The sequence below is a fragment of the Agrobacterium larrymoorei genome (assembly GCF_013322225.1).
Classification (GTDB): domain Bacteria; phylum Pseudomonadota; class Alphaproteobacteria; order Rhizobiales; family Rhizobiaceae; genus Agrobacterium; species Agrobacterium larrymoorei_A.
Map to the genome: position 1 here is coordinate 105,474 of NZ_JAAMFB010000011.1, position 19,143 is coordinate 124,616.

The 19,143-nt window shown below is 56.1% G+C and carries 19 protein-coding genes and 1 tRNA gene; 9 read left to right on the forward strand and 11 right to left on the reverse strand.

Features of this window, described 5'->3' with window-relative positions; genetic code table 11:
- Positions 1 to 189: 189 nt before the first annotated feature.
- From glp to G6L28_RS06665, 7 genes are all read right to left on the reverse strand, one after another.
- Positions 190 to 1,404 (reverse strand): gephyrin-like molybdotransferase Glp, encoded by a 1,215-nt coding sequence (glp, locus tag G6L28_RS06640; RefSeq protein ID WP_174062999.1) that lies wholly within the window; start codon positions 1,402 to 1,404, stop codon positions 190 to 192.
- A 160-nt stretch (positions 1,405 to 1,564) separates the two neighbouring features.
- Positions 1,565 to 2,047: a cyclic pyranopterin monophosphate synthase MoaC gene (gene moaC / locus G6L28_RS06645; protein WP_174063000.1), complete on the reverse strand. Its 483-nt coding sequence runs from the start codon at positions 2,045 to 2,047 to the stop codon at positions 1,565 to 1,567.
- Positions 2,044 to 2,859 carry an indole-3-glycerol phosphate synthase TrpC gene (trpC, locus tag G6L28_RS06650; RefSeq protein ID WP_174063001.1) on the reverse strand — a complete coding sequence of 272 codons (816 nt, stop codon included), beginning with the start codon at positions 2,857 to 2,859 and terminating at the stop codon, positions 2,044 to 2,046. Before trpC ends, moaC begins: the two co-directional genes overlap by 4 nt.
- Positions 2,860 to 2,868: 9 nt before the next feature.
- On the reverse strand, positions 2,869 to 3,882 hold the full coding sequence (gene trpD / locus G6L28_RS06655) for an anthranilate phosphoribosyltransferase (protein WP_174063002.1): 1,014 nt from the start codon (positions 3,880 to 3,882) through the stop codon (positions 2,869 to 2,871).
- 21 nt (positions 3,883 to 3,903) lie between these two features.
- Entirely contained in the window at positions 3,904 to 5,796 is a 1,893-nt protein-coding gene (locus G6L28_RS06660; RefSeq protein ID WP_174063003.1) for a peptidylprolyl isomerase, read from the reverse strand.
- A gap of 246 nt (positions 5,797 to 6,042) precedes the next feature.
- Positions 6,043 to 6,177 carry a hypothetical protein gene (locus G6L28_RS23045; RefSeq protein ID WP_272955837.1) on the reverse strand — a complete coding sequence of 45 codons (135 nt, stop codon included), beginning with the start codon at positions 6,175 to 6,177 and terminating at the stop codon, positions 6,043 to 6,045.
- Positions 6,178 to 6,213: 36 nt separating this feature from the next.
- Positions 6,214 to 6,390 (reverse strand): hypothetical protein, encoded by a 177-nt coding sequence (locus G6L28_RS06665; protein WP_174063004.1) that lies wholly within the window; start codon positions 6,388 to 6,390, stop codon positions 6,214 to 6,216.
- 100 nt (positions 6,391 to 6,490) lie between these two features.
- Here G6L28_RS06665 and G6L28_RS06670 point away from each other — a divergent pair, with 100 nt between their 5' ends.
- From G6L28_RS06670 to G6L28_RS06700, 7 genes are all read left to right on the forward strand, one after another.
- On the forward strand, positions 6,491 to 6,679 hold the full coding sequence (locus G6L28_RS06670; RefSeq protein ID WP_174063005.1) for a hypothetical protein: 189 nt from the start codon (positions 6,491 to 6,493) through the stop codon (positions 6,677 to 6,679).
- A gap of 128 nt (positions 6,680 to 6,807) precedes the next feature.
- Positions 6,808 to 7,302 carry a pantetheine-phosphate adenylyltransferase gene (gene coaD / locus G6L28_RS06675; RefSeq protein ID WP_174063006.1) on the forward strand — a complete coding sequence of 165 codons (495 nt, stop codon included), beginning with the start codon at positions 6,808 to 6,810 and terminating at the stop codon, positions 7,300 to 7,302.
- Positions 7,303 to 7,328: 26 nt separating this feature from the next.
- Positions 7,329 to 7,898, forward strand: a complete 570-nt coding sequence (locus G6L28_RS06680; RefSeq protein WP_174063007.1) for a peptidylprolyl isomerase — start codon at positions 7,329 to 7,331, stop codon at positions 7,896 to 7,898.
- A gap of 56 nt (positions 7,899 to 7,954) precedes the next feature.
- A complete protein-coding gene (locus G6L28_RS06685; RefSeq protein ID WP_174063008.1) occupies positions 7,955 to 8,464 on the forward strand; it encodes a peptidylprolyl isomerase in 510 nt (169 codons plus the stop codon).
- 140 nt (positions 8,465 to 8,604) lie between these two features.
- A complete protein-coding gene (gene queA, locus G6L28_RS06690) occupies positions 8,605 to 9,687 on the forward strand; it encodes a tRNA preQ1(34) S-adenosylmethionine ribosyltransferase-isomerase QueA (RefSeq protein WP_174063009.1) in 1,083 nt (360 codons plus the stop codon).
- On the forward strand, positions 9,687 to 10,817 hold the full coding sequence (gene tgt, locus G6L28_RS06695) for a tRNA guanosine(34) transglycosylase Tgt (protein WP_174063010.1): 1,131 nt from the start codon (positions 9,687 to 9,689) through the stop codon (positions 10,815 to 10,817). Before queA ends, tgt begins: the two co-directional genes overlap by 1 nt.
- Before the next feature lie 24 nt (positions 10,818 to 10,841).
- On the forward strand, positions 10,842 to 11,996 hold the full coding sequence (locus G6L28_RS06700; protein ID WP_174063011.1) for an aminodeoxychorismate synthase component I: 1,155 nt from the start codon (positions 10,842 to 10,844) through the stop codon (positions 11,994 to 11,996).
- A gap of 99 nt (positions 11,997 to 12,095) precedes the next feature.
- Here G6L28_RS06700 and G6L28_RS06705 read toward each other — a convergent pair whose 3' ends face one another.
- From G6L28_RS06705 to lipB, 4 genes are all read right to left on the reverse strand, one after another.
- Positions 12,096 to 13,223 (reverse strand): S-(hydroxymethyl)glutathione dehydrogenase/class III alcohol dehydrogenase, encoded by a 1,128-nt coding sequence (locus G6L28_RS06705; RefSeq protein WP_174063012.1) that lies wholly within the window; start codon positions 13,221 to 13,223, stop codon positions 12,096 to 12,098.
- A gap of 86 nt (positions 13,224 to 13,309) precedes the next feature.
- Positions 13,310 to 14,251: a DMT family transporter gene (locus G6L28_RS06710; RefSeq protein WP_174063013.1), complete on the reverse strand. Its 942-nt coding sequence runs from the start codon at positions 14,249 to 14,251 to the stop codon at positions 13,310 to 13,312.
- Between the two features lie 60 nt (positions 14,252 to 14,311).
- Positions 14,312 to 15,376 carry an NAD(P)-dependent alcohol dehydrogenase gene (locus tag G6L28_RS06715; RefSeq protein ID WP_174063014.1) on the reverse strand — a complete coding sequence of 355 codons (1,065 nt, stop codon included), beginning with the start codon at positions 15,374 to 15,376 and terminating at the stop codon, positions 14,312 to 14,314.
- A gap of 101 nt (positions 15,377 to 15,477) precedes the next feature.
- On the reverse strand, positions 15,478 to 16,209 hold the full coding sequence (gene lipB / locus G6L28_RS06720; protein ID WP_174063015.1) for a lipoyl(octanoyl) transferase LipB: 732 nt from the start codon (positions 16,207 to 16,209) through the stop codon (positions 15,478 to 15,480).
- Between the two features lie 188 nt (positions 16,210 to 16,397).
- Between lipB and G6L28_RS06725 the strand changes: the two genes are divergently transcribed.
- Both G6L28_RS06725 and G6L28_RS06730 read left to right on the forward strand, forming a co-directional pair.
- Positions 16,398 to 16,482: transfer RNA gene (locus G6L28_RS06725), tRNA-Leu, on the forward strand.
- Between the two features lie 469 nt (positions 16,483 to 16,951).
- A complete protein-coding gene (locus G6L28_RS06730) occupies positions 16,952 to 19,138 on the forward strand; it encodes a methyl-accepting chemotaxis protein (RefSeq protein ID WP_174063016.1) in 2,187 nt (728 codons plus the stop codon).
- Positions 19,139 to 19,143: the final 5 nt, after the last annotated feature.

The window sequence follows — 19,143 nt, forward strand, 5'->3', positions numbered from 1 at the left end:
AGAGGCCGTGGGCCATCTTCTGGTCCGGTAATCGGGCCATTTAGCGAAAATCCTGATTTTTCGAAGCCATAGTCTCTCTTTATGACCATTTACCATTCCGTCGTGAAATGCTCTCGCAGGAACTAAAGGCTCGCGGCGATGACAGAGAGACACATGCCAGCGTCCAAATTTTTGAATTTATTGCCTTAATTACCGCAACTGCACTGCCAAGGTCTCCTCGTCGACCTCTAACTCCTTCGCAAACGGCGGGCGGATAATAAGGCAATCCGCCTGCGCCATGATTTTCATCATAGATGAATCCTGTTTGCCGAAGGCTTCGGCTACAGGCAGACCACTTTCGTGGCCGATTATGCGGGCGCGGATATAGTCCTGTCGTATATCGTTTGCTTTGAGAGGCGTTGCAGTTTTCACCTTGATTTCGCGCGAGGAAAGCGCGTGGTGGCCGAGCTTGGTGATGAGCGGTTCAAGGAACAGCAGGCTGCAAACCAAACTAGCGACCGGATTTCCGGGCAGGCCGAGCACCTGCATCTCGCCAATGGAGCCTACCATCAGTGGCTTTCCCGGGCGCATGGCGATACGCCAGAAATCGAGATGCATTCCCTGTGCCTTTAGCGCGGACTGCACAAGGTCATGGTCGCCAACCGAAGCGCCGCCGAGGGTGACTAGGACATCGGCTTTCGCCGCAACGGCCTTGTCGATCGCGGCGCGTATCACTCTCTCGTCATCCGCGACGATACCAAGATCGAGTACGTCTGCCCCCGCCTTTCGGGCAATTGCTGCGACTCCGAAGGTATTTGATGCGATGATCTGTGCTGGCTCAGGTCTGCCGCCCGGCTGCACGAGTTCGTCGCCTGTCGCCAGAATTGCGACGAGGGGCCTGCGATAAACGCAAAGTTCCGCGTGGTTCATTGCGGCGGCGAGGGTTAGATTGGCAAAGGTAAGCTCGGTGCCCACTTGCAGAGCAGTCTCACCCTCCATGAAATCCTGACCGCGCGGGCGGATGTGCCTCCCTGGGATGACTTCGAACTTCGTGCGTATTCTATTTCCGTCCAATAGGTCGGCATCTTCCTGGATGAGAACGGAATCAGCACCGTCCGGCACCGGCGCGCCGGTGAATATGCGCACGGCTTGACCTTCCCCGACGCTTCCGTTGAAGGCATGGCCTGCTGACGCAGTACCGATCACGGTCAATTGCGAATCGATCCGCGGTGCGTCTATGGCGCGCAGTGCATAACCGTCCATGGCGGAAGAGTGAAACGGCGGCTGGGTAAGCCGGGCGGCGATGTCGCTGGCGAGAACGCGACCGTCAGCATCTGCCAGCTTTACCGTCTCGACTGTGGTGATCGGCGTCGCTGCGCCGAGCAATCTGGCCTGTGCTTCTGCTACCGGGGTCAAGGGCTTCATCTTTGGTCCTCCGGCCTATCGCGACGGCAAACTACCTGCGCATATTTCAACATAACGGCTATAACGGATTGCTGTATTTTTTGCCTTTGGACAAGGGCGTTAGTAAAGGCAGCTACCGACTTGGTTTTTGATGTCCGTCGAACACATTGCATCAAAAGCCTCAAGCTTTGTAATTGCCTGACTTGCCGCCGCTTTTTTCCAGCAGTCGGATTGAGCCAATTTCCATGCCCTTATCCGCAGCCTTCGCCATATCGTAGATCGTCAGGCAGGCGATGGAAACCGCAGTCAGTGCCTCCATCTCGACGCCTGTCTTGCCCGAAAGCTTGACGGTTGCCTCGACGCGAAGACCTGGGAGGGCGGTGTCCACGGAAATATCCACCGTAACTTTGGTAATCATCAGCGGATGGCAGAGCGGTATGAGGTTTGCCGTCTGCTTTGCGGCCATGATCCCAGCTAGGCGTGCGGTACCGATCACGTCACCCTTTTTGGCGTTGCCATCGCGGATCAGCGCCAGCGTTTCAGACTTCATCTTCACGAAGCCTTCGGCCACGGCGACGCGAACGGTCTCCGCTTTGTCGCCAACATCGACCATGTGCGCTTCGCCGGATGCGCCGATGTGGGTGAGTTTTACGTCTCCGCTCATTCCGCTGCCAGAACGCCGTTTTCGCCGGTCAGCAGCGCGCGGGTCGCGGCAGCCACGTCGTCCTTACGCATCAGGCTTTCACCGACGAGGAAGGTACTGATGTTGGATTTCTGAAGCCGGAGGCAATCCTCATGCGTGAAGATGCCGCTTTCACCCACCAGCAGCTTGTCTGCCGGAACCATGGCAGCAAGCCGCTCGCTGGTTTGGAGACTGACATCGAAAGTGCGAAGATTGCGGTTGTTGATGCCAAGCAGTGGGGAGGCGAGTTTCAGCGCACGCTCTGTCTCTTCTTCGTCGTGAACTTCCACCAGAACGTCCATGCCGAGAGAAAAGGCCTCGTCTTCAAGACGTTTCGCTTCGTCATCGGACAGCGACGCCATGATAAGCAGAATGCAATCCGCACCCCAGGCACGCGCTTCATGCACCTGGTAGATCTCGAACATGAAGTCCTTGCGCAGAGCGGGCAGGGAACAGGCGTTACGTGCAGCGGTCAGAAACTCCGGCGCGCCCTGAAAGCTCGGTGTATCGGTAAGCACGGAAAGGCAGGCAGCCCCCCCGGCTTCGTAGGCCTTTGCCAGAGCAGGTGGGTCGAAATCTGGGCGAATGAGGCCCTTGGAAGGGCTGGCCTTCTTGATCTCTGCGATCAGCCCGAAGGAGCCCTCGGCCTGTTTGCGAATGAGAGCGTTATAAAAACCACGCGGCGCGGTCTGGTCTGCAGCCATGGCCTTTAGATCGGCAAGCGAGACCTTTGATTTTGCGGCAGCGATTTCTTCGCGTTTGTAGGCTTCGATCTTTTTCAGAATGTCGCTCATGACCCTGCCTTACTCTTCATTTGAAACCGCAACCAACCTATCGAGAGCTGCTGCGGCCTTGCCTTCATCCAGCGATGCGCTCGCGGTTTTCATGCCCTCGGTCAATGTTTCCGCTTTGCCGGCCACTACCAAGGCTGCGGCGGCGTTGCAAAGCGAAACGTCGCGATAGGCATTCTTGTGTCCCCCGAGAACGCCGCGCAATGCATTGGCATTAAAAATGCCATCACCGCCCTTGAGGTCATCGATTGTAGCAGAAGCGACGCCAAAATCCTTCGGTGTCAGATCGAATGTGCGGATCTTTCCGTCTTCGAGTGCTGCGACATGGGTGACGCCGGTGGTGGTGATTTCATCCATGCCATCGCCATGCACGACCCAGATAGTCTCCGAGCCGAGATCGCGCAGTACTTCGGCAATCGGCACCAGCCAGCGCGGTGAGAAGACGCCGAGGAGTTGCTTCTTCGCGCCTGCCGGGTTTGAAAGCGGGCCAAGCAGATTGAAAACCGTGCGGGTTCCGAGTTCCACGCGTGTCGGGCCGACATGGCGCATGGCGGAGTGGTGTAGTTGCGCAAACATGAAGCCGAGCCTGGCCTCGTTGATACAACGGCTGATCAGGTCAGGGCCGATATCAAGCTTCACACCGAGCGCCGAGAGTGCGTCGGCTGTGCCGGATTTCGAGCTGAGCGCCTTATTGCCGTGCTTTGCGACTGGAACGCCCGTTCCCGCCACGATGATCGAGGCGAGAGTTGATATGTTGTATGTACCGAGGCCGTCGCCGCCGGTGCCTACGATATCCACTGCGTGAGCCGGTGCGGAAACAGGCAGCATGCGTGCGCGCATCGAGGACACGGCACCGACGATTTCATCCACCGTCTCACCCCGTACGCGAAGCGCCATCAGGAAGCCGCCGATCTGCGAGGGCGTTGCCTCGCCAGACATCAGAATGTCGAATGCCTGCCGGGCTTCTTCCCGGTTCAGGCTTTCGCCATTCGCAACCTTGGCAATCAGCGGCTTCAATTCAGCCATATGCGTGCTTCCCCGGATTTATCAGTATGCGGTCATGGCCTGATCGGCTGCGGCTTGGTTGATCGTCACACCGTAATCATTCTGAAGGCGGTTGACCATCTGGTCCAGCATGTCGTCACCAGCGGCTCTTGCCATTGCCGTCACTTGCTGGTCGTTGCCATCCAGCGCGTCCGCAGGAGCGTTGACGTTGACTTCCGTTACCTTGAAGAGAATGCGGCTGGAGCCTTCGGCGACGGGCGCCGCGCCAACGAGCCCTTCCGCGCCGGAGAAGACAGCACCAACAGCCTGCTGGCCGAGCAGCGCATCTTCGCTGTTGCGACGCAGGCCCATCTTTGTTTCTACCGCGAGACCCATTTCGCCAGCGATGGTCTGGAAGGTGTCGCCCTTTTCAGCGCGGGCCTTCAGCTCATCTGCCTTTGCGGCGAGGGCAGTGCGCTGCTGTTCAGCGGTCCAGTCAGCGACCACACGGTCCCGAACTTCGTCCAGCGTACGGTCGCGAGGAGGCGTGATCTGCTCGACGTCGAACCAAACGTAACCTTCGCGACCGATGTTGACAGCGGGCGCTTCCGTGCCCGGTTCGGTCTTGAAGACTTCGGCCACAAGTTCAGAGGTTGGAAGACCCTGAACAGGATTGCTCTTTTCGTCTTCACCACTGGAGTCGATAGCGTTGATCGTCACCGGCTTGAGGTTCAGCTGGGTGGCGGCGTCGGCAAGCGAAGAGCCGCCGCCACGCAGGTCCTCATAACGGTCATGAACGTTGTTCAGTTCTTCGGCAGCATTCGCGGTGGCGAGCTCAGTCCGAATTTCCTCGCGGGCCTCTTCCAGCGATTTGACGCTGTCACCACGAATGCCAGTCACGCGCAGGATGACCGGACCGAAAGCGCCGTCGATCACTGGTGAAATACCGCCATCCTTCTGGACGCCGAAAGCTGCGTCTGCGAGCGCCGGATCGGGAATCGTATCCTTGGTAAATTCGCCCAGAAGAACGTCAGCCGGCTGCTTGCCCTGATCCTTCACAACCTGATCGTAGGTGGTGGTGCCAGCGCGAATTTGCGTAGCTGCTGCTTCGGCCATTTCCTTGTTTGGAAACACCAGCTGTTCGATGGTGCGGTGTCCAGCGGTGCGGAACTTGTCCTGATTTTTGTTGTAGTATTCCTGAACCTGAACGTCGGTCACCGCATCCTGATTGGCGATGTCGGATGGCTCAAGCTTCACGTAGCTGAACTTGCGATATTCCGGTGCGCGGTACTGTGCCTTGTTCGTTTCGAACCATGGCGCGAGAACGTCGTCGCCCGGCGCCTTTACGGGATCGATATTGGCATTGGACAACAGCACATATTCTATGGAACGTTGTTCGTTGCGATACTGCTTCAGCGCATCGACCAGAACCTGCGGCGGCGTGAAGCCATCAGAAATGGCGTCTACAATCTGGCTGCGAACGGCAACCTTGCTGCGCTCTTCGACATAATCGTCTTCATTAAAGCCCGCGCCGCGCAGACGTTGGCTAAACAGTGCACGGTCGAACTGGCCACCCGGTGTTTTGAACGCCGGGTCTTCTGCAATCAGGTTCGCCAGACGATCCTCGGAAAGCCCTAGCTTCATGTTCGCGGCAAGCTCATCCAGCGCAGCACCTGCGGCGAGCTGGTTGAACACCTGACGATCGATGCCGAACGCTTTCGCCTGCTCGGTCGTCAGACGCGTGCCGAACTGTTGCCCGATTTCCGCGACCTGACGCTGATAGGCAAAACGGAACTCGTTCGGCGTAACCGTCTGGTCGCCAACGGTCATGACGGCATGGGAATTTGTGGACATAAGCGATGCGGAAACGCCCCATACGCCAAAGGAGACGACGAGGAGAAGAAGAAGCAGCTTTGCCGCAAGAGTTTTTGAAGCACTTCTCAGGGAATCGAGCATCGTTATGGAAACCTCACAATATCGCCCGTTACGCCGGGTCTATCGGGGTTCCTTAAATCAATCGATGTGGAAATTGAAGGGCAAATCCCTTGAAAAACATCGGTTCTCTATCGAGCAACGTAAACAACGCCGTGAGAAAGCAGTGATGGGTGGCTGACGCGTAAGGCACTTGACCAGATAAATAAAAACCGCCCGATAAACGGACGGTCTAATTTTTGTGACTAAACCTGAACGGAGAGCGAAGTCTTAGAACGCTTTCGAACGTTCCAACATCTCTCTCAAATCCTCATCTTCCTTGCGCAACTCGGCAACAACCGAGACCACGGATGCCACGAACATTACGCTGATAAGGGCTGATAGCACTGTCAAAACTGTAATCATGGCATTTTACTCCGGGAGATTGGATTTGCCCGTTTATCAGTAATAATTCATGTACTGATCGCGGGATGTGAGCTGCGGAAATTCCGGGCCCTGCTGCGGCTTCTGCTCGTAAAGGCTGAAAGTCGTCGCGAGCATCGCTATGACCAACATAGTCCAAGCCGTGCTGATCACGCCGATTTTCGCCGAAGTCGACTGTTTTTCTTTAGCAAACATGTGTCCGTTCCTTTGTCTGCGATCTGAACGCACGATCCGAGTCGAGGTTCCGAATTATCGTAAAAAATCGATTAGCATCGACGCTCTGAAGCTTCCTTGAATGCCCTATTCATCTGGCGTTCAGGAAATCGGCAGTTCACGTCAATCCATGAAGACATATTCGACGACGAGAGATGTCGCGATTGTCAGGATCATCATGAACACCAGCATCCTCTTCTCCGATGGGCCATCCAGCCCGGTTGCTATCGATGTCGATACTTTTAATGATCTGCCTTTGAAGCAGCGCTGAATGGGTCATTCATCCGTCGTTCAGCGTCGGAATAGCCTGGAGAAGTTGCAGCGTTTAAAGGCATTAGTCTTGCAGAGCTTGGGCTTCCATGACAAAAGGCCAGCAATAACGGAAGTATCGAGAGCGATATGACGATTGCCTTTTATCCCGGATCTTTCGATCCCATGACTAACGGACATCTGGATGTACTTATCCAGTCGCTGAACGTGGCGTCGCAGGTTATCGTGGCAATTGGTATTCATCCCGGCAAAGCGCCCATGTTCAGTTTCGATGAGCGTGCCGAACTCATTCGCAAGTCTCTGGAAGAGGGGCTGCCGGGTCAGAGCAAGCGACTTCGCGTCGTTTCCTTTGGCAACCTCGTGGTGGATGCTGCTCGCGAACACGGTGCGGCGCTCTTGGTTCGTGGTCTGCGCGATGGTACCGATCTCGATTATGAAATGCAGATGGCGGGTATGAACAGGCAGATGGCATCGGATATCCAGACGGTTTTCCTACCGGCCGGAACGGCATCCCGGCCCATTACGGCCACATTGGTTCGCCAGATCGCATCAATGGGCGGCAATGTGGAAGCCTTTGTGCCCAAAGCCGTGCTTGAAGCCCTTAACACCAAGCTGAAACACTAGTTTCGGCATATGCGGAGCCAATCCAAATGAAATTGCTAAACGCTGCCATTGCTGGCGCCATGTTCGTCAGCGCTTTGACCGCAAGCACCATCGCGTCCGCTGCGGACCTGCTTACCATTCAGCTGAAGGATGGTCCGGTGGTTATCGAGCTGATGCCAGATGTCGCGCCGAAGCATGTGGCGCAGATCGAAGCGCTGGCCAAGCAGGGTGCTTATGACGGCGTGGCCTTCCACCGCGTCATTCCCGGCTTCATGGCGCAGACGGGCGATGTTCAGTACGGTAACATGAATAAGGGTTATAGCGCGCAACGCGCAGGTACCGGCGGTTCCGATATGCCTGATCTTCCCGCCGAGTTTTCCAAGGTTCCTTTCGAGCGTGGCACCGTCGGCATGGCCCGTTCGCAGGACCCGAATTCCGCGAACTCGCAATTCTTCATTATGTTCGATCAGGGTGCATTCCTGAACGGACAATATACGGTCGTCGGTAAAGTCGTTTCCGGTATGGAAAATGTGGACAAGATCAAGAAGGGTGCTGGCGGGAACGGTGAAGTTTCCGATCCTGACCGCATGGTTAAGGTCACTGTCAGCAAGAAATAACTTCGGCGCCACGACGTAAAAACGGGCGTTCAGCCCACATAGCAAGGAGAGATACCATGGCCGAGATCAAAGATCCGGAAAACACCCTCATCATGGAGACGACGACCGGCAAGGTCGTGATCCAGCTTTTGCCTGACGTTGCTCCGGGCCACGTTGCCCGCATCAAGGAGCTTGTTTCCGAGCAGGCTTATGATGGCGTTGTATTCCACCGCGTCATCGCCGATTTCATGGCGCAGACCGGCGACGTAAAGTTCGGCAAGAAGGGCTCCGCAGATTTCAATCCGGCTCGCGCTGGCATGGGTGGCTCTGAAAAGGAAGACCTGAAGGCTGAATTCTCCGCCATCCCGCACATTCGCGGAACCTGCTCCATGGCCCGTTCGCAGAGCCCGAACTCTGCTAACTCGCAGTTTTTCATCTGCTTCACGGACGCTCCCTGGCTGAACAAGCAGTACACCGTCTGGGGTCAGGTCATCGAAGGTATGGATAACATCGACAAGATCAAGAAGGGTGAGCCTGTAAAGGACCCTGACTCGATCGTCTCCATCCGCCTCGCTTCTGCCGCCTGAGCGTAGGATATAGACAGTTAGCCCGCCTCGCAGACTGCTGCGGGGCGGGTTTTGATATTCTGCGAGTCCCTTCATTCTTGTGACAAGCAACAGGAATAAAGGAATTTGGAGCAGACCTTTTGAATTTTAAGAGCCAGTAAATGCGTGTAGACCTGTTCGATTTCGATCTCCCCGACGAGAACATCGCCCTGCGCCCCGCCCATCCGCGGGATAGCGCACGCCTACTCGTGGTCGATCCGAACACGGACCGCATGACCGACCATCAGGTTTTCAACCTGCCGACATTCCTGAAGCCCGGCGATGCGCTGGTGTTCAACGACACGCGCGTCATTCCTGCCCAGTTGCACGGCGTTCGCTTGCGCGAGGGTGCACAGGAAACAGCCGTTTCCGCCACACTGCACATGCGCGCTGATGCAAGCCGCTGGAAGGCTTTTGCGCGGCCCGGAAAGCGCATCAAGCAGGGTGACCGTATTCGCTTCGGCTACGAGCGCGATAATGCCTGTGGTCTGACTTTCCTCGAGGCGACGGTGGAAGAGAAGGGCGACGAGGGCGAGATCACGCTGCTGTTCGATGTCTCTGGTCCTGTTCTGGACGAAGCCATCGCTTCCGTCGGCCATATTCCTCTCCCGCCTTACATTGCCGCGAAACGTCCGGAAGACGCGCAGGATCAGACAGATTACCAAACAATCTATGCGCGGGAAAAAGGTGCTGTCGCTGCACCCACCGCCGGACTGCATTTTACGCCAGCGCTTTTTGAGGCGCTGGATAAGGCGGGTGTCGAGCGGCATTTCGTGACGTTGCATGTGGGTGCTGGCACATTTCTGCCGGTAAAGGCGGATGATACCGAAGACCACAAGATGCATCTCGAAATCGGCTATGTTTCTCAAGAGACCGCCGAGAAGCTAAACGCCGTAAAGGCGAGTGGCGGGCGCATCATTTGCGTTGGCACCACCTCCCTGCGCTTGATCGAGAGCGCTGCCGGTAACGACGGGCAAATCCGTCCTTGGTCCGGTGCCACCGGCATTTTCATTACGCCGGGGTACCGCTTCAAGGCGGTCGACATCCTGATGACCAATTTTCACCTGCCGAAATCCACGCTCTTCATGCTGGTTTCGGCCTTCTGCGGGCTTGAGACGATGCGGGCGACCTACGCCCATGCCATCGAAACCGGCTACCGCTTCTATTCCTATGGCGACTCCAGCCTGCTGTTCCGGAAAATATGATGCACGAGAACTTCACCTTCACCCTCAAAGCAACCAGCGGCGGCGCGCGCCTCGGCGAAGTTGCGATGCCGCGCGGCGTGATCCGCACACCTGCCTTCATGCCCGTCGGCACGGTTGGCACTGTCAAGGCCATGTATCTGGATCAGGTGCGTGAACTTGGTGCTGACGTCATTCTCGGCAACACCTATCACCTCATGCTGCGCCCCGGCCCAGAGCGCGTGGCGCGTCTGGGTGGCCTGCATGAGCTGATCCGTTGGCCACACCCGATCCTCACAGACAGCGGCGGCTTTCAGGTCATGTCGCTTTCGGGCCTGCGCAAGCTGGACGAGAAGGGCGTGACCTTTAAGAGCCACGTCGATGGCTCGCTGCACCACATGTCGCCTGAACGCTCCATCGAAATTCAGGGAATGCTCGATTCGGATATCCAGATGCAGCTCGATGAATGCGTGGCGCTGCCTGCCGAGCGCAAGGAAATCGAGCGCGCCATGGAAATGTCGCTGCGCTGGGCCGAACGCTGCCGCGTTGCCTTTGGTGAGCAGCCGGGCAAGGCCATGTTCGGCATCGTGCAGGGCGGTGACCAGCCGGATCTTCGCATCCGCTCTGCCGAGGGGTTGAAGCAGCTCGATCTCAAGGGCTATGCCGTCGGCGGTCTCGCAGTGGGCGAGCCGCAGGATGTGATGCTGTCGATGCTTGACACCACGCTGCCGGTGCTGCCTACAGAAAAGCCCCGCTACCTGATGGGTGTCGGCACACCGGATGATATTCTGAAATCCGTTGCGCGCGGTATCGATATGTTCGACTGCGTCATGCCGACCCGATCCGGCCGTCACGGTTTGGCCTTCACCCGTCGCGGCAGGGTCAACATCCGCAACGCCCGCCATGCCGAAGACATGCGCCCGCTAGACGAACAATCCAACTGCCCTGCCACGCGTGATTACTCGCGTGCCTATCTGCATCATCTTGCACGCTCCAACGAGGCGCTGGGCGGCATGCTGCTGTCCTGGCACAATCTCGCCTATTATCAGGAACTAATGCAGGGGATTCGCAAATCGATCGAAGAAGGTCGCTTTGCAGATTTCTATGCCGAGACCATTGAAATGTGGGCGAAAGGCGATATCGATCCCCTGTGAGATTTCTTCTTCGGGTAATCGAATTTGCTGACTGCACCCTATGTTCTCTTTCGTGACGATACGACCGGCACCGTAACACTGTTTGCGAAGCCGGAAGAAATCATACTCGCGACTGAGATTGAGCAGTTCTTTCCCGCACTTGAGCGAATGGAAAGCGCTCGCAAGGCGGGCAAGTATTTAGCCGGCTATGTGTCTTACGAGGCGGGATATCTGTTCGAGCAGAAACTTGCACCACTTGCAGAGGGTGCGCGCGATGTTCCATTGCTCTGCTTCGGCGTCTTCATGTCACCGGTGAGTGACTCTGGAGCGGCCATTAAGCCCTTGCAAACAATGAATCCCGATGATTTTTTGAGCGACCTTAAGCTCGGCTGGTCGTTCAAGGAATATGAAACGCAATTCCGAAAATTGCACCAGCACTTACGGCAGGGAGATTGTTACCAGGCTAACCTTACCATGCCTATCACCGGACGGTGGCATGGAGATTCATTATCTGCTTTTTGGTCTTTAATAGAACGGCAGCCCGTCAAATATGGGGCTTTGATCGATTTCGGCGGACCGGTCATCCTCTCCCGTTCTCCCGAACTCTTCTTTTCGGTGAATGCTAAAGGTTGGCTTGAGACACACCCGATGAAAGGTACCGTCAAGCGCGGAGCGACGACGTGGGAGGATGCAGAGATCATCGCGGCCATGGGGCACGACGATAAGACTCTTGCCGAGAACCGCATGATTGTAGATTTGCTGCGTAACGATATCTCGCGCATCTCGGAAGTCGGCACGCTCGATGTGCCAAAACTATTTGAGATCGAAACATATCCTACCGTTCACCAGATGGTTAGCCATGTGCGGGCAAAGCTCCTGCCGAATATGACGCTGACCGATATTTTCTCAGCGATTTTCCCCTGCGGTTCCGTTACAGGAGCACCGAAAATGCGGGCGATGGAAATTTTGCACGACCTGGAAATTGGTCCGCGAAACGCCTATTGCGGTGCTATCGGCTATATTTCACCCCACGGCGACATGAGGTTTTCCGTCGCAATACGCACCATGACGCTGTTCGAAAACGGAACAGCTACGTTCAACGTAGGAGGGGGGATCGTTTTCGATTCCACGCCTGAATCAGAGTACGATGAGTGCCTGTTGAAGGCGAAGTTCGCCACGGGCGACCGGAAATTGGTTTAGTCCAGGTTCAGAAAATACCGTTGTCCCGATCTTAAACGGCAACCGTCAAAAAGGCTGCGGAACTCACGTCCCACAGCCTTTTTTAATCAAATCAGAGGATTAGTAGACGACGACACCACGGATGCTTTCGCCTTTGTGCATCAGGTCGAAGCCCTTGTTGATGTCTTCCAGCGGCATTGTGTGGGTGATCATCGGATCGATCTGGATTTTGCCTTCCATATACCAGTCGACGATCTTCGGCACGTCCGTGCGACCGCGTGCGCCGCCGAAGGCAGTTCCCATCCAGTTGCGGCCCGTGACCAGCTGGAACGGACGCGTCGAAATTTCCTGACCGGCACCGGCAACGCCGATGATGACGGACTTGCCCCAACCGCGGTGGGACGATTCGAGCGCCTGACGCATGACCTTTGTGTTGCCGGTGCAGTCAAAGGTGTAGTCCGCTCCGCCGATCAGGTCGTTACCACGCTTCGTCAGGTTGACGAGATAAGGTACGATGTCGTCGCCGACGTCCTTCGGGTTGACGAAATGCGTCATACCGAACTTTTCGCCCCACGCTTTGCGATCATTGTTGATATCGACCCCGATGATCATGTCCGCACCGGCAAGGCGCAGGCCCTGCAGCACGTTAAGGCCAATGCCGCCCAGACCAAAGACGATGGCGGTGGAGCCGATCTCAACCTTGGCCGTGTTGATGACGGCACCGATGCCGGTCGTTACGCCGCAACCAATGTAGCAGACCTTGTCGAAAGGGGCGTCGGGGTTGATCTTTGCCAACGCGATTTCGGGCAGCACAGTGAAATTGGCGAACGTAGAGCAGCCCATATAGTGGTGGATCTTGTCCTTGCCGATGGAAAAGCGCGATGTGCCATCCGGCATCACGCCCTGACCCTGCGTCGCGCGGATCGACGTGCAGAGGTTGGTCTTGCGCGAGGTGCAGGAATAGCACTCGCGGCATTCCGGCGTGTAGAGCGGAATGACGTGATCGCCTTTCTTGAGCGAAGTCACACCCGGACCAACATCAACCACAACGCCTGCGCCTTCATGACCGAGGATCGCAGGGAAAAGACCTTCCGGGTCCGCGCCGGAGAGGGTAAAATCGTCCGTATGGCAAATGCCGGTCGCCTTGACCTCGATCAGCACCTCACCGGCACGCGGGCCATCAAGTTGAACGGTCATAACTTCCAATGGCTTGCCTGCCTGAACGGCGACTGCGGCGCGAACGTCCATCGTGTCGTCTCCTTTACGTGCTTTTAGGGTTGAGGGGACTTTTGCCCCACGATCAACTTATGAACAAGTGCAGATGCGGCAATTCCTCAAACTTCTGCGACGTCCACTAGCCCGGTGCGTTGTGAGTTGCGACGCTCCCGCCAGATAATGAACAAGCCAGATGCGACAATTATGCCGATGCCCAACCATTTTGAGGCGGTCGGAAAATCACTGAATAGCAGATAGCCCAAAGCGGTGGCAGAAATGATCTCAAAATACTGCAACGGCGCAAGCAGTGAAAGCGGTGCCAGTCGAAAAGCTTTTACGACGAGCAGATGCATGTAGCCGGAAATTGAGCCGAGCAGGACGAGCAGCGCGAGTCCGTGTCCCCAGCCCGGCAGAGACATTTCGAAGTTCACATCTCCCAGATTGTCACCGATCAACAAGGCTATTCCCATGAAGATCGTGCCGGCAATGCCAGACATGGTTTGCATCACCAACGGACTATCGGCATTTCCGATGGCGCGGTTGAGGAAAAGATAGAGCGTGAAAAGGAAAGCGCACGCGATCGGAAGGAGTGATACCCAGCCAAACACCTCGAAGCTGGGCTGAATGACGATCATCGCGCCAGCAAAACCAACTGCAATCGCCGTCCACCGCATCCAGCCAACCCGGTCGCCGAGAAAAAGTGCGGACATGATGGTCAGGAGAAAAGGTTCGACAAAATAGATGGCAAAGACATCTGCCAGCGGCATGTATTTCACGGCGGCGAAGAACATCAGGCTGGCGGCTGCATGAAGGACACCACGCAGCAGGTTGACCCAGGGCCGCTTTGCCGAAATCAGGGCTCTCGGTGACAGTACGAGCAACAAGGGCAGGGTATAGACAAGCTGGAAGAAGAAGCGATAGAACGTCACTTGTGCGGGCGACATACCCTCCACGACAGCCATGTATTTGGCGATTGCGTCCATGATCGGCAGCACCAGCATGCAGACCGCCATAATGAGCATGCCCTGTACTGAATGACTGACGCCTTGTCGTTCGGACATGCTGACCCACCTGCTATCGATCAAATAAAAAGGGCGCCGCAGCGCCCTTTAGAAGATCGATCAGGCTGCCTGCTTCGGCAAGCTGTTCATATCGATGACGAAGCGGTAACGCACGTCACTTTTGATCATGCGTTCATAAGCTTCATTGATCTGGTCGATATTGATCATCTCGATGTCGGCAGCAATGCCTTTCTCGGCGCAGAAATCCAGCATTTCCTGTGTTTCGGGGATGCCACCGATCATCGAACCCGCAAAAGTCTTACGGCCAGGAATGAGGCTGAAAGCATGTACGGAAAGTGGCTTCTCGGGCGCGCCGACCTGTACCAACGCGCCATCGCGCTTCAGAAGCGCAAGGTAAGCGTTGATGTCGTGATCGGCAGCAACGGCGTCGATGATGAGATCAAGGCTGGCCGTACCCTTTTTCATCTGTTCCGGATCTTTCGAAACGATGACTTCATGCGCGCCAAGTTTCTTGGCGTCTTCTGCCTTGCCCGGAGACGTTGTGATCATGACCACCGTCGCGCCCATGGCATTTGCAAGCTTGACCGCCATGTGACCAAGGCCACCAAGGCCGACGACGCCAACTCGCGTGCCCGGGCCAGCATTCCAGTGGCGCAAAGGCGAATAGGTCGTAATGCCCGCGCAGAGCAGCGGCGCTGCGGCAGCGGGATCGAGGCTTTCAGGAATACGCAGCACGTAGCGGTCATCCACAACCACATGCTTGGAATATCCGCCGAGCGTATGTGCGTCTCCACCCATGGCCTTGTCCGGCGCATTATAGGTACCGGTCATGCCGTTTTCGCAATATTGCTCAAGACCTTCGGCGCAGCTTGCGCATTCGCGGCAGCTATCGACGATGCAGCCGACACCGACACGTTCGCCAGTCTTGAATTTTGTCACTTCAGCGCCAACGCGGCCAACGCGACCGATGATTTCATGGCCGGGAACGCAAGGATAGAGCGAACCCGCCCACTCGCCGCGCGCAGTATGAATGTCCGAATGGCATACGCCGCAGAACTCGATTTCAATCTCCACGTCCCGAGGACCAGGATCGCGGCGTTTGATCGTCGCGAGTTTGAGCGGGGAGGAGCCATCATCGCAGGCATAAGCAGAAGTCGTGAACATGTGATTCACCTATCTTTGTGTTGTGGAACAATCGGCGACAGACAAGAAGGTCTGCCAGACGTTTGGCAACGCCTTGCTGGAAAGAAAGTTCGCCGGTGGGATCAGCGAGAAGTCTCTCTGTCGGTCTCTACCGGCCCAAATACCTCCTCGAAGGATTCTCGCAGCAGAACATCGACATCGCTCATCATAACAAGCAATCCCAGATCGACAAGACTGGTTACACCATATTGGGTGATGCCGCACGGAACGATGCCAGAAAAATGCGACAGATCAGGATCGACGTTGATAGATAATCCGTGAAAGCTCACCCACTTCCGCAAACGAATGCCTAAGGCAGCAATCTTGTCTTCGCTGACTCCTCCGTCGGGCAGGAGAGGTTTTTCAGGACGTTGAACCCATACGCCAACCCGGTCCTCACGGCGCTCACCCTTGATATTCATTTTGTCGAGCGTACGGATGATCACGTCTTCCAGTGCTGCAACATATGCGCGGACATCCTGACGCCTGCGCTTCAAATCCAGCATCACATAGACAACCCTCTGACCCGGACCATGATAAGTGTATTCCCCTCCGCGACCCGTCGCGAAGACTGGAAAGCGGTTTGGTTCGATCAGATCGGCTGAGTCGGCGCTGGTTCCTGCGGTATAAAGCGGGGGATGCTCCAGCAGCCAGACGAGTTCGTGCGCTTCGCCCGTCGCAATTGCCGCTACCTCACGCTCCATTTCCTCAATGGCCTGTTCATAAGGCACCAATCCATCCGAGATTCGCCAGCGCACAGGCGGAGAGTCGGGATTTGCGAACATTTTGGTGGTCAGATCGGTGCGTGTGAGCATGGTGAAGTCCTTTCCACAGCCTTCTGGCAGAATGAGATGAGTGCGGCAACCCCAGCATTTCCGGCCTTCTTCTAGATAGTTACGAAGCCACCGATTTTTAATTTCAAAAAACTGTCACGACGCTCTTGTGCGCTGAAAATCCTTTTGCTACATGCACCTCCGTCGACGCAGGTCGGCCCTACCACGATGCGGTCGTGGCGGAATTGGTAGACGCGCAGCGTTGAGGTCGCTGTGGGGCAACCCGTGGAAGTTCGAGTCTTCTCGACCGCACCAAAGATAACCCGCTTCGGCGGGTTTTTCTTTTTCTAACAACGGCTTTGTTCCGTTTGTTAACGCTCCCTCTCAAATTACGAATACTCGTCGTTCCCTGGCCAATGAAGCATGGCCCGGATTCTCAGATGCTTTAATAGCTTCGATTTCTGCGACGCGATTTGTACCCGGTGATTGATAGCGGCGCACCAGGTGCTGCGTTGATCCTGCACGAACGGGACGCTCAGTCTCGCTTTACTTTTCGACTAAGTAGAAGTTATCTGTATGACAGCTTATCTGATCTCAGGTCAGCAATGATTAGATGTGCGTTTTTACTTTATGAATCGACGTTTGAATGCAACTTCTCTCATGTGCCAAGCAACCGTTCATTAAGGCTCCCTAAGCAACCTGCCGAAATAATCATCAGGTATCAAACTGCGCACGTATTACGATACCGGATTTAATCGGTGGCTTATGTCTGGGGGACAGAATTTTGGCCGGTAAAACTACACTTCTCACGCGGATATTGATCGCTGCATCTGCTTGCGTGTTTGTTTCATTTGCTGTTTTTGCGGTTTATCTCGACAATCTTCAGCGGTCTGCGACAACCGTTTCTGTCGAGCGAGGGATCAATGCTGCTGGACAGCAAGCGAGCCAGAGCATCGCTAACTGGCTGCACGGGCGGATCACAATGATCGATGTTCTTGCACGTCAGATCGCGTTCACATCAGACGATACGGAAATAAAGGAATTCGTTAAGAACGAAGCGCTTGCCTCGGAATTCATTCTCTCGTTTTTCGGTGTCGAATCAAACGGCGCATTCGTTACCTCGCCCGAACGACCCGTCAAACCCGGTTACGATCCACGTAAGCGTCCGTGGTATCAGGATGCCGTTAGCTCTAATGTGCCGTTCCTGACGGAACCCTATGCTGACTCCAACACCGGTGAACTTGTGGTGAGCGCAGTTTCTGCCGTGCGTACTAAAGGGGAATTGCGCGGCGTCATGGGCGGTGATTTCTCCCTTAAAGCTCTCTCTGGCATGATCGCATCGTTAGACATCGGAAGCCAGGGGTATGCCTTTCTTGTAAACAGTGACGGGAAAATCCTGATCCATCCCGATGCGGGGATGGTGACGAAGTCGCTTGCCGATCTTTTTCCTGAAAATACCCCTGCCATAGGTTCAGGGATGAGTGAAACTGTACGGGATGGGCAAGCTCAACTTGTGAGCTTCATACCCGTGACAGGGCTTGCTTCTGCAAAGTGGTATCTCGGTTTCGCCGTTGATGCCAAGGCGGCCTATTTGCCCGTCGAGGAATTTCGCGCAGCAGCGGTGGTTGCGACCATACTCTCCATCATCATTGTTGTGATTGGTTTGGCCTTCGCACTGAAAAGAATCGTCATTCGTCCGGTCACGGAAATGACGTCCTCAATGGAGAGGCTGGCGGCGGGAGATCTCAACGTCTCTATTCCGGGTAGAGATCGCACCGATCAGATCGGCTCAATGGCCGCCGCTGTCGGTGTGTTTCTTGAAAACGCGCAGGAAAGGGTGCGTCTGGAACAGGAGGCGGACGCCAATCGCAGCCTGTCTGAGAAGGAACGGATCGCCCGCGAGGAGCAGAAGGCGAAGGAAGCGGCGGATACGCAGTTTGCGGTCGATAATCTGGCCGATGCGCTGTCGCGTCTGTCCGAAGGCGATGTGTCCTATCGCATCAGCCAGCCCTTTGCCCAGCATCTGGACATGGTGCGCGAGAACTTCAACGCCTCTGCCGAAAAGCTTCAGTCGGCGCTGTCACGCGTGGCCAACAATGCCCGAGGTATCGATGCGGGCGCCAATGAAATCCGCTCTGCCGCCGACGATCTGGCCAAGCGCACCGAACAGCAGGCAGCCTCGGTCGAAGAGACCGCCGCTGCTCTGGAAGAGATCACCACGACGGTGAAGGATTCTACCCGGCGCGCGCAGGAAGCAGGCGAACTGGTCAGCCGTGCCCGCACCGGTGCCGAACAATCGGGCAATGTGGTGCGCAAGGCCGTTGTTGCGATGGAGCAGATCGAGAAGTCCTCGTCAGAAATCTCCAACATCATCAGCGTGATCGACGAGATCGCCTTCCAGACCAACCTGCTGGCACTGAACGCCGGTGTGGAAGCAGCGCGTGCGGGTGAGGCGGGCAAGGGCTTTGCCGTTGTTGCGCAGGAGGTGCGTGAACTGGCGCAGCGCTCCGCAAGTGCCGCCAAGGATATCAAGGCGCTGATCAACACCTCCAATACCCAGGTTCAGGAGGGTGTGGAGCTTGTGGGCGAGACGGGCCGTGCGCTGGAAACCATCGTGGCGGAAGTGCAGGAGATCAACCGGCATGTGATGGCGATCGTGGAATCGGCGCAGGAGCAGTCTTCGGGCTTGCAGCAGATCAATACGGCTGTGAACCAGATGGATCAGGACACGCAGAAGAATGCGGCGATGGTGGAGGAATCCACCGCTGCCAGCCATGGCTTGGCCCGTGAGGCGGCATCGCTGAACCAGTTGCTCAGCCAGTTCAAGCTTGCCGGTGGCTACGAGGCTCCGGTTCGTGCAGTCACCCCAACCGAACGCTCCGCACCATCACCGGCCCGCGCGCTTGGTCGCAAGGTCGCATCCGCCTTCAACGGCAATGCAGCAGTGAAGCAGGACTGGGAAGAGTTCTGAGATTG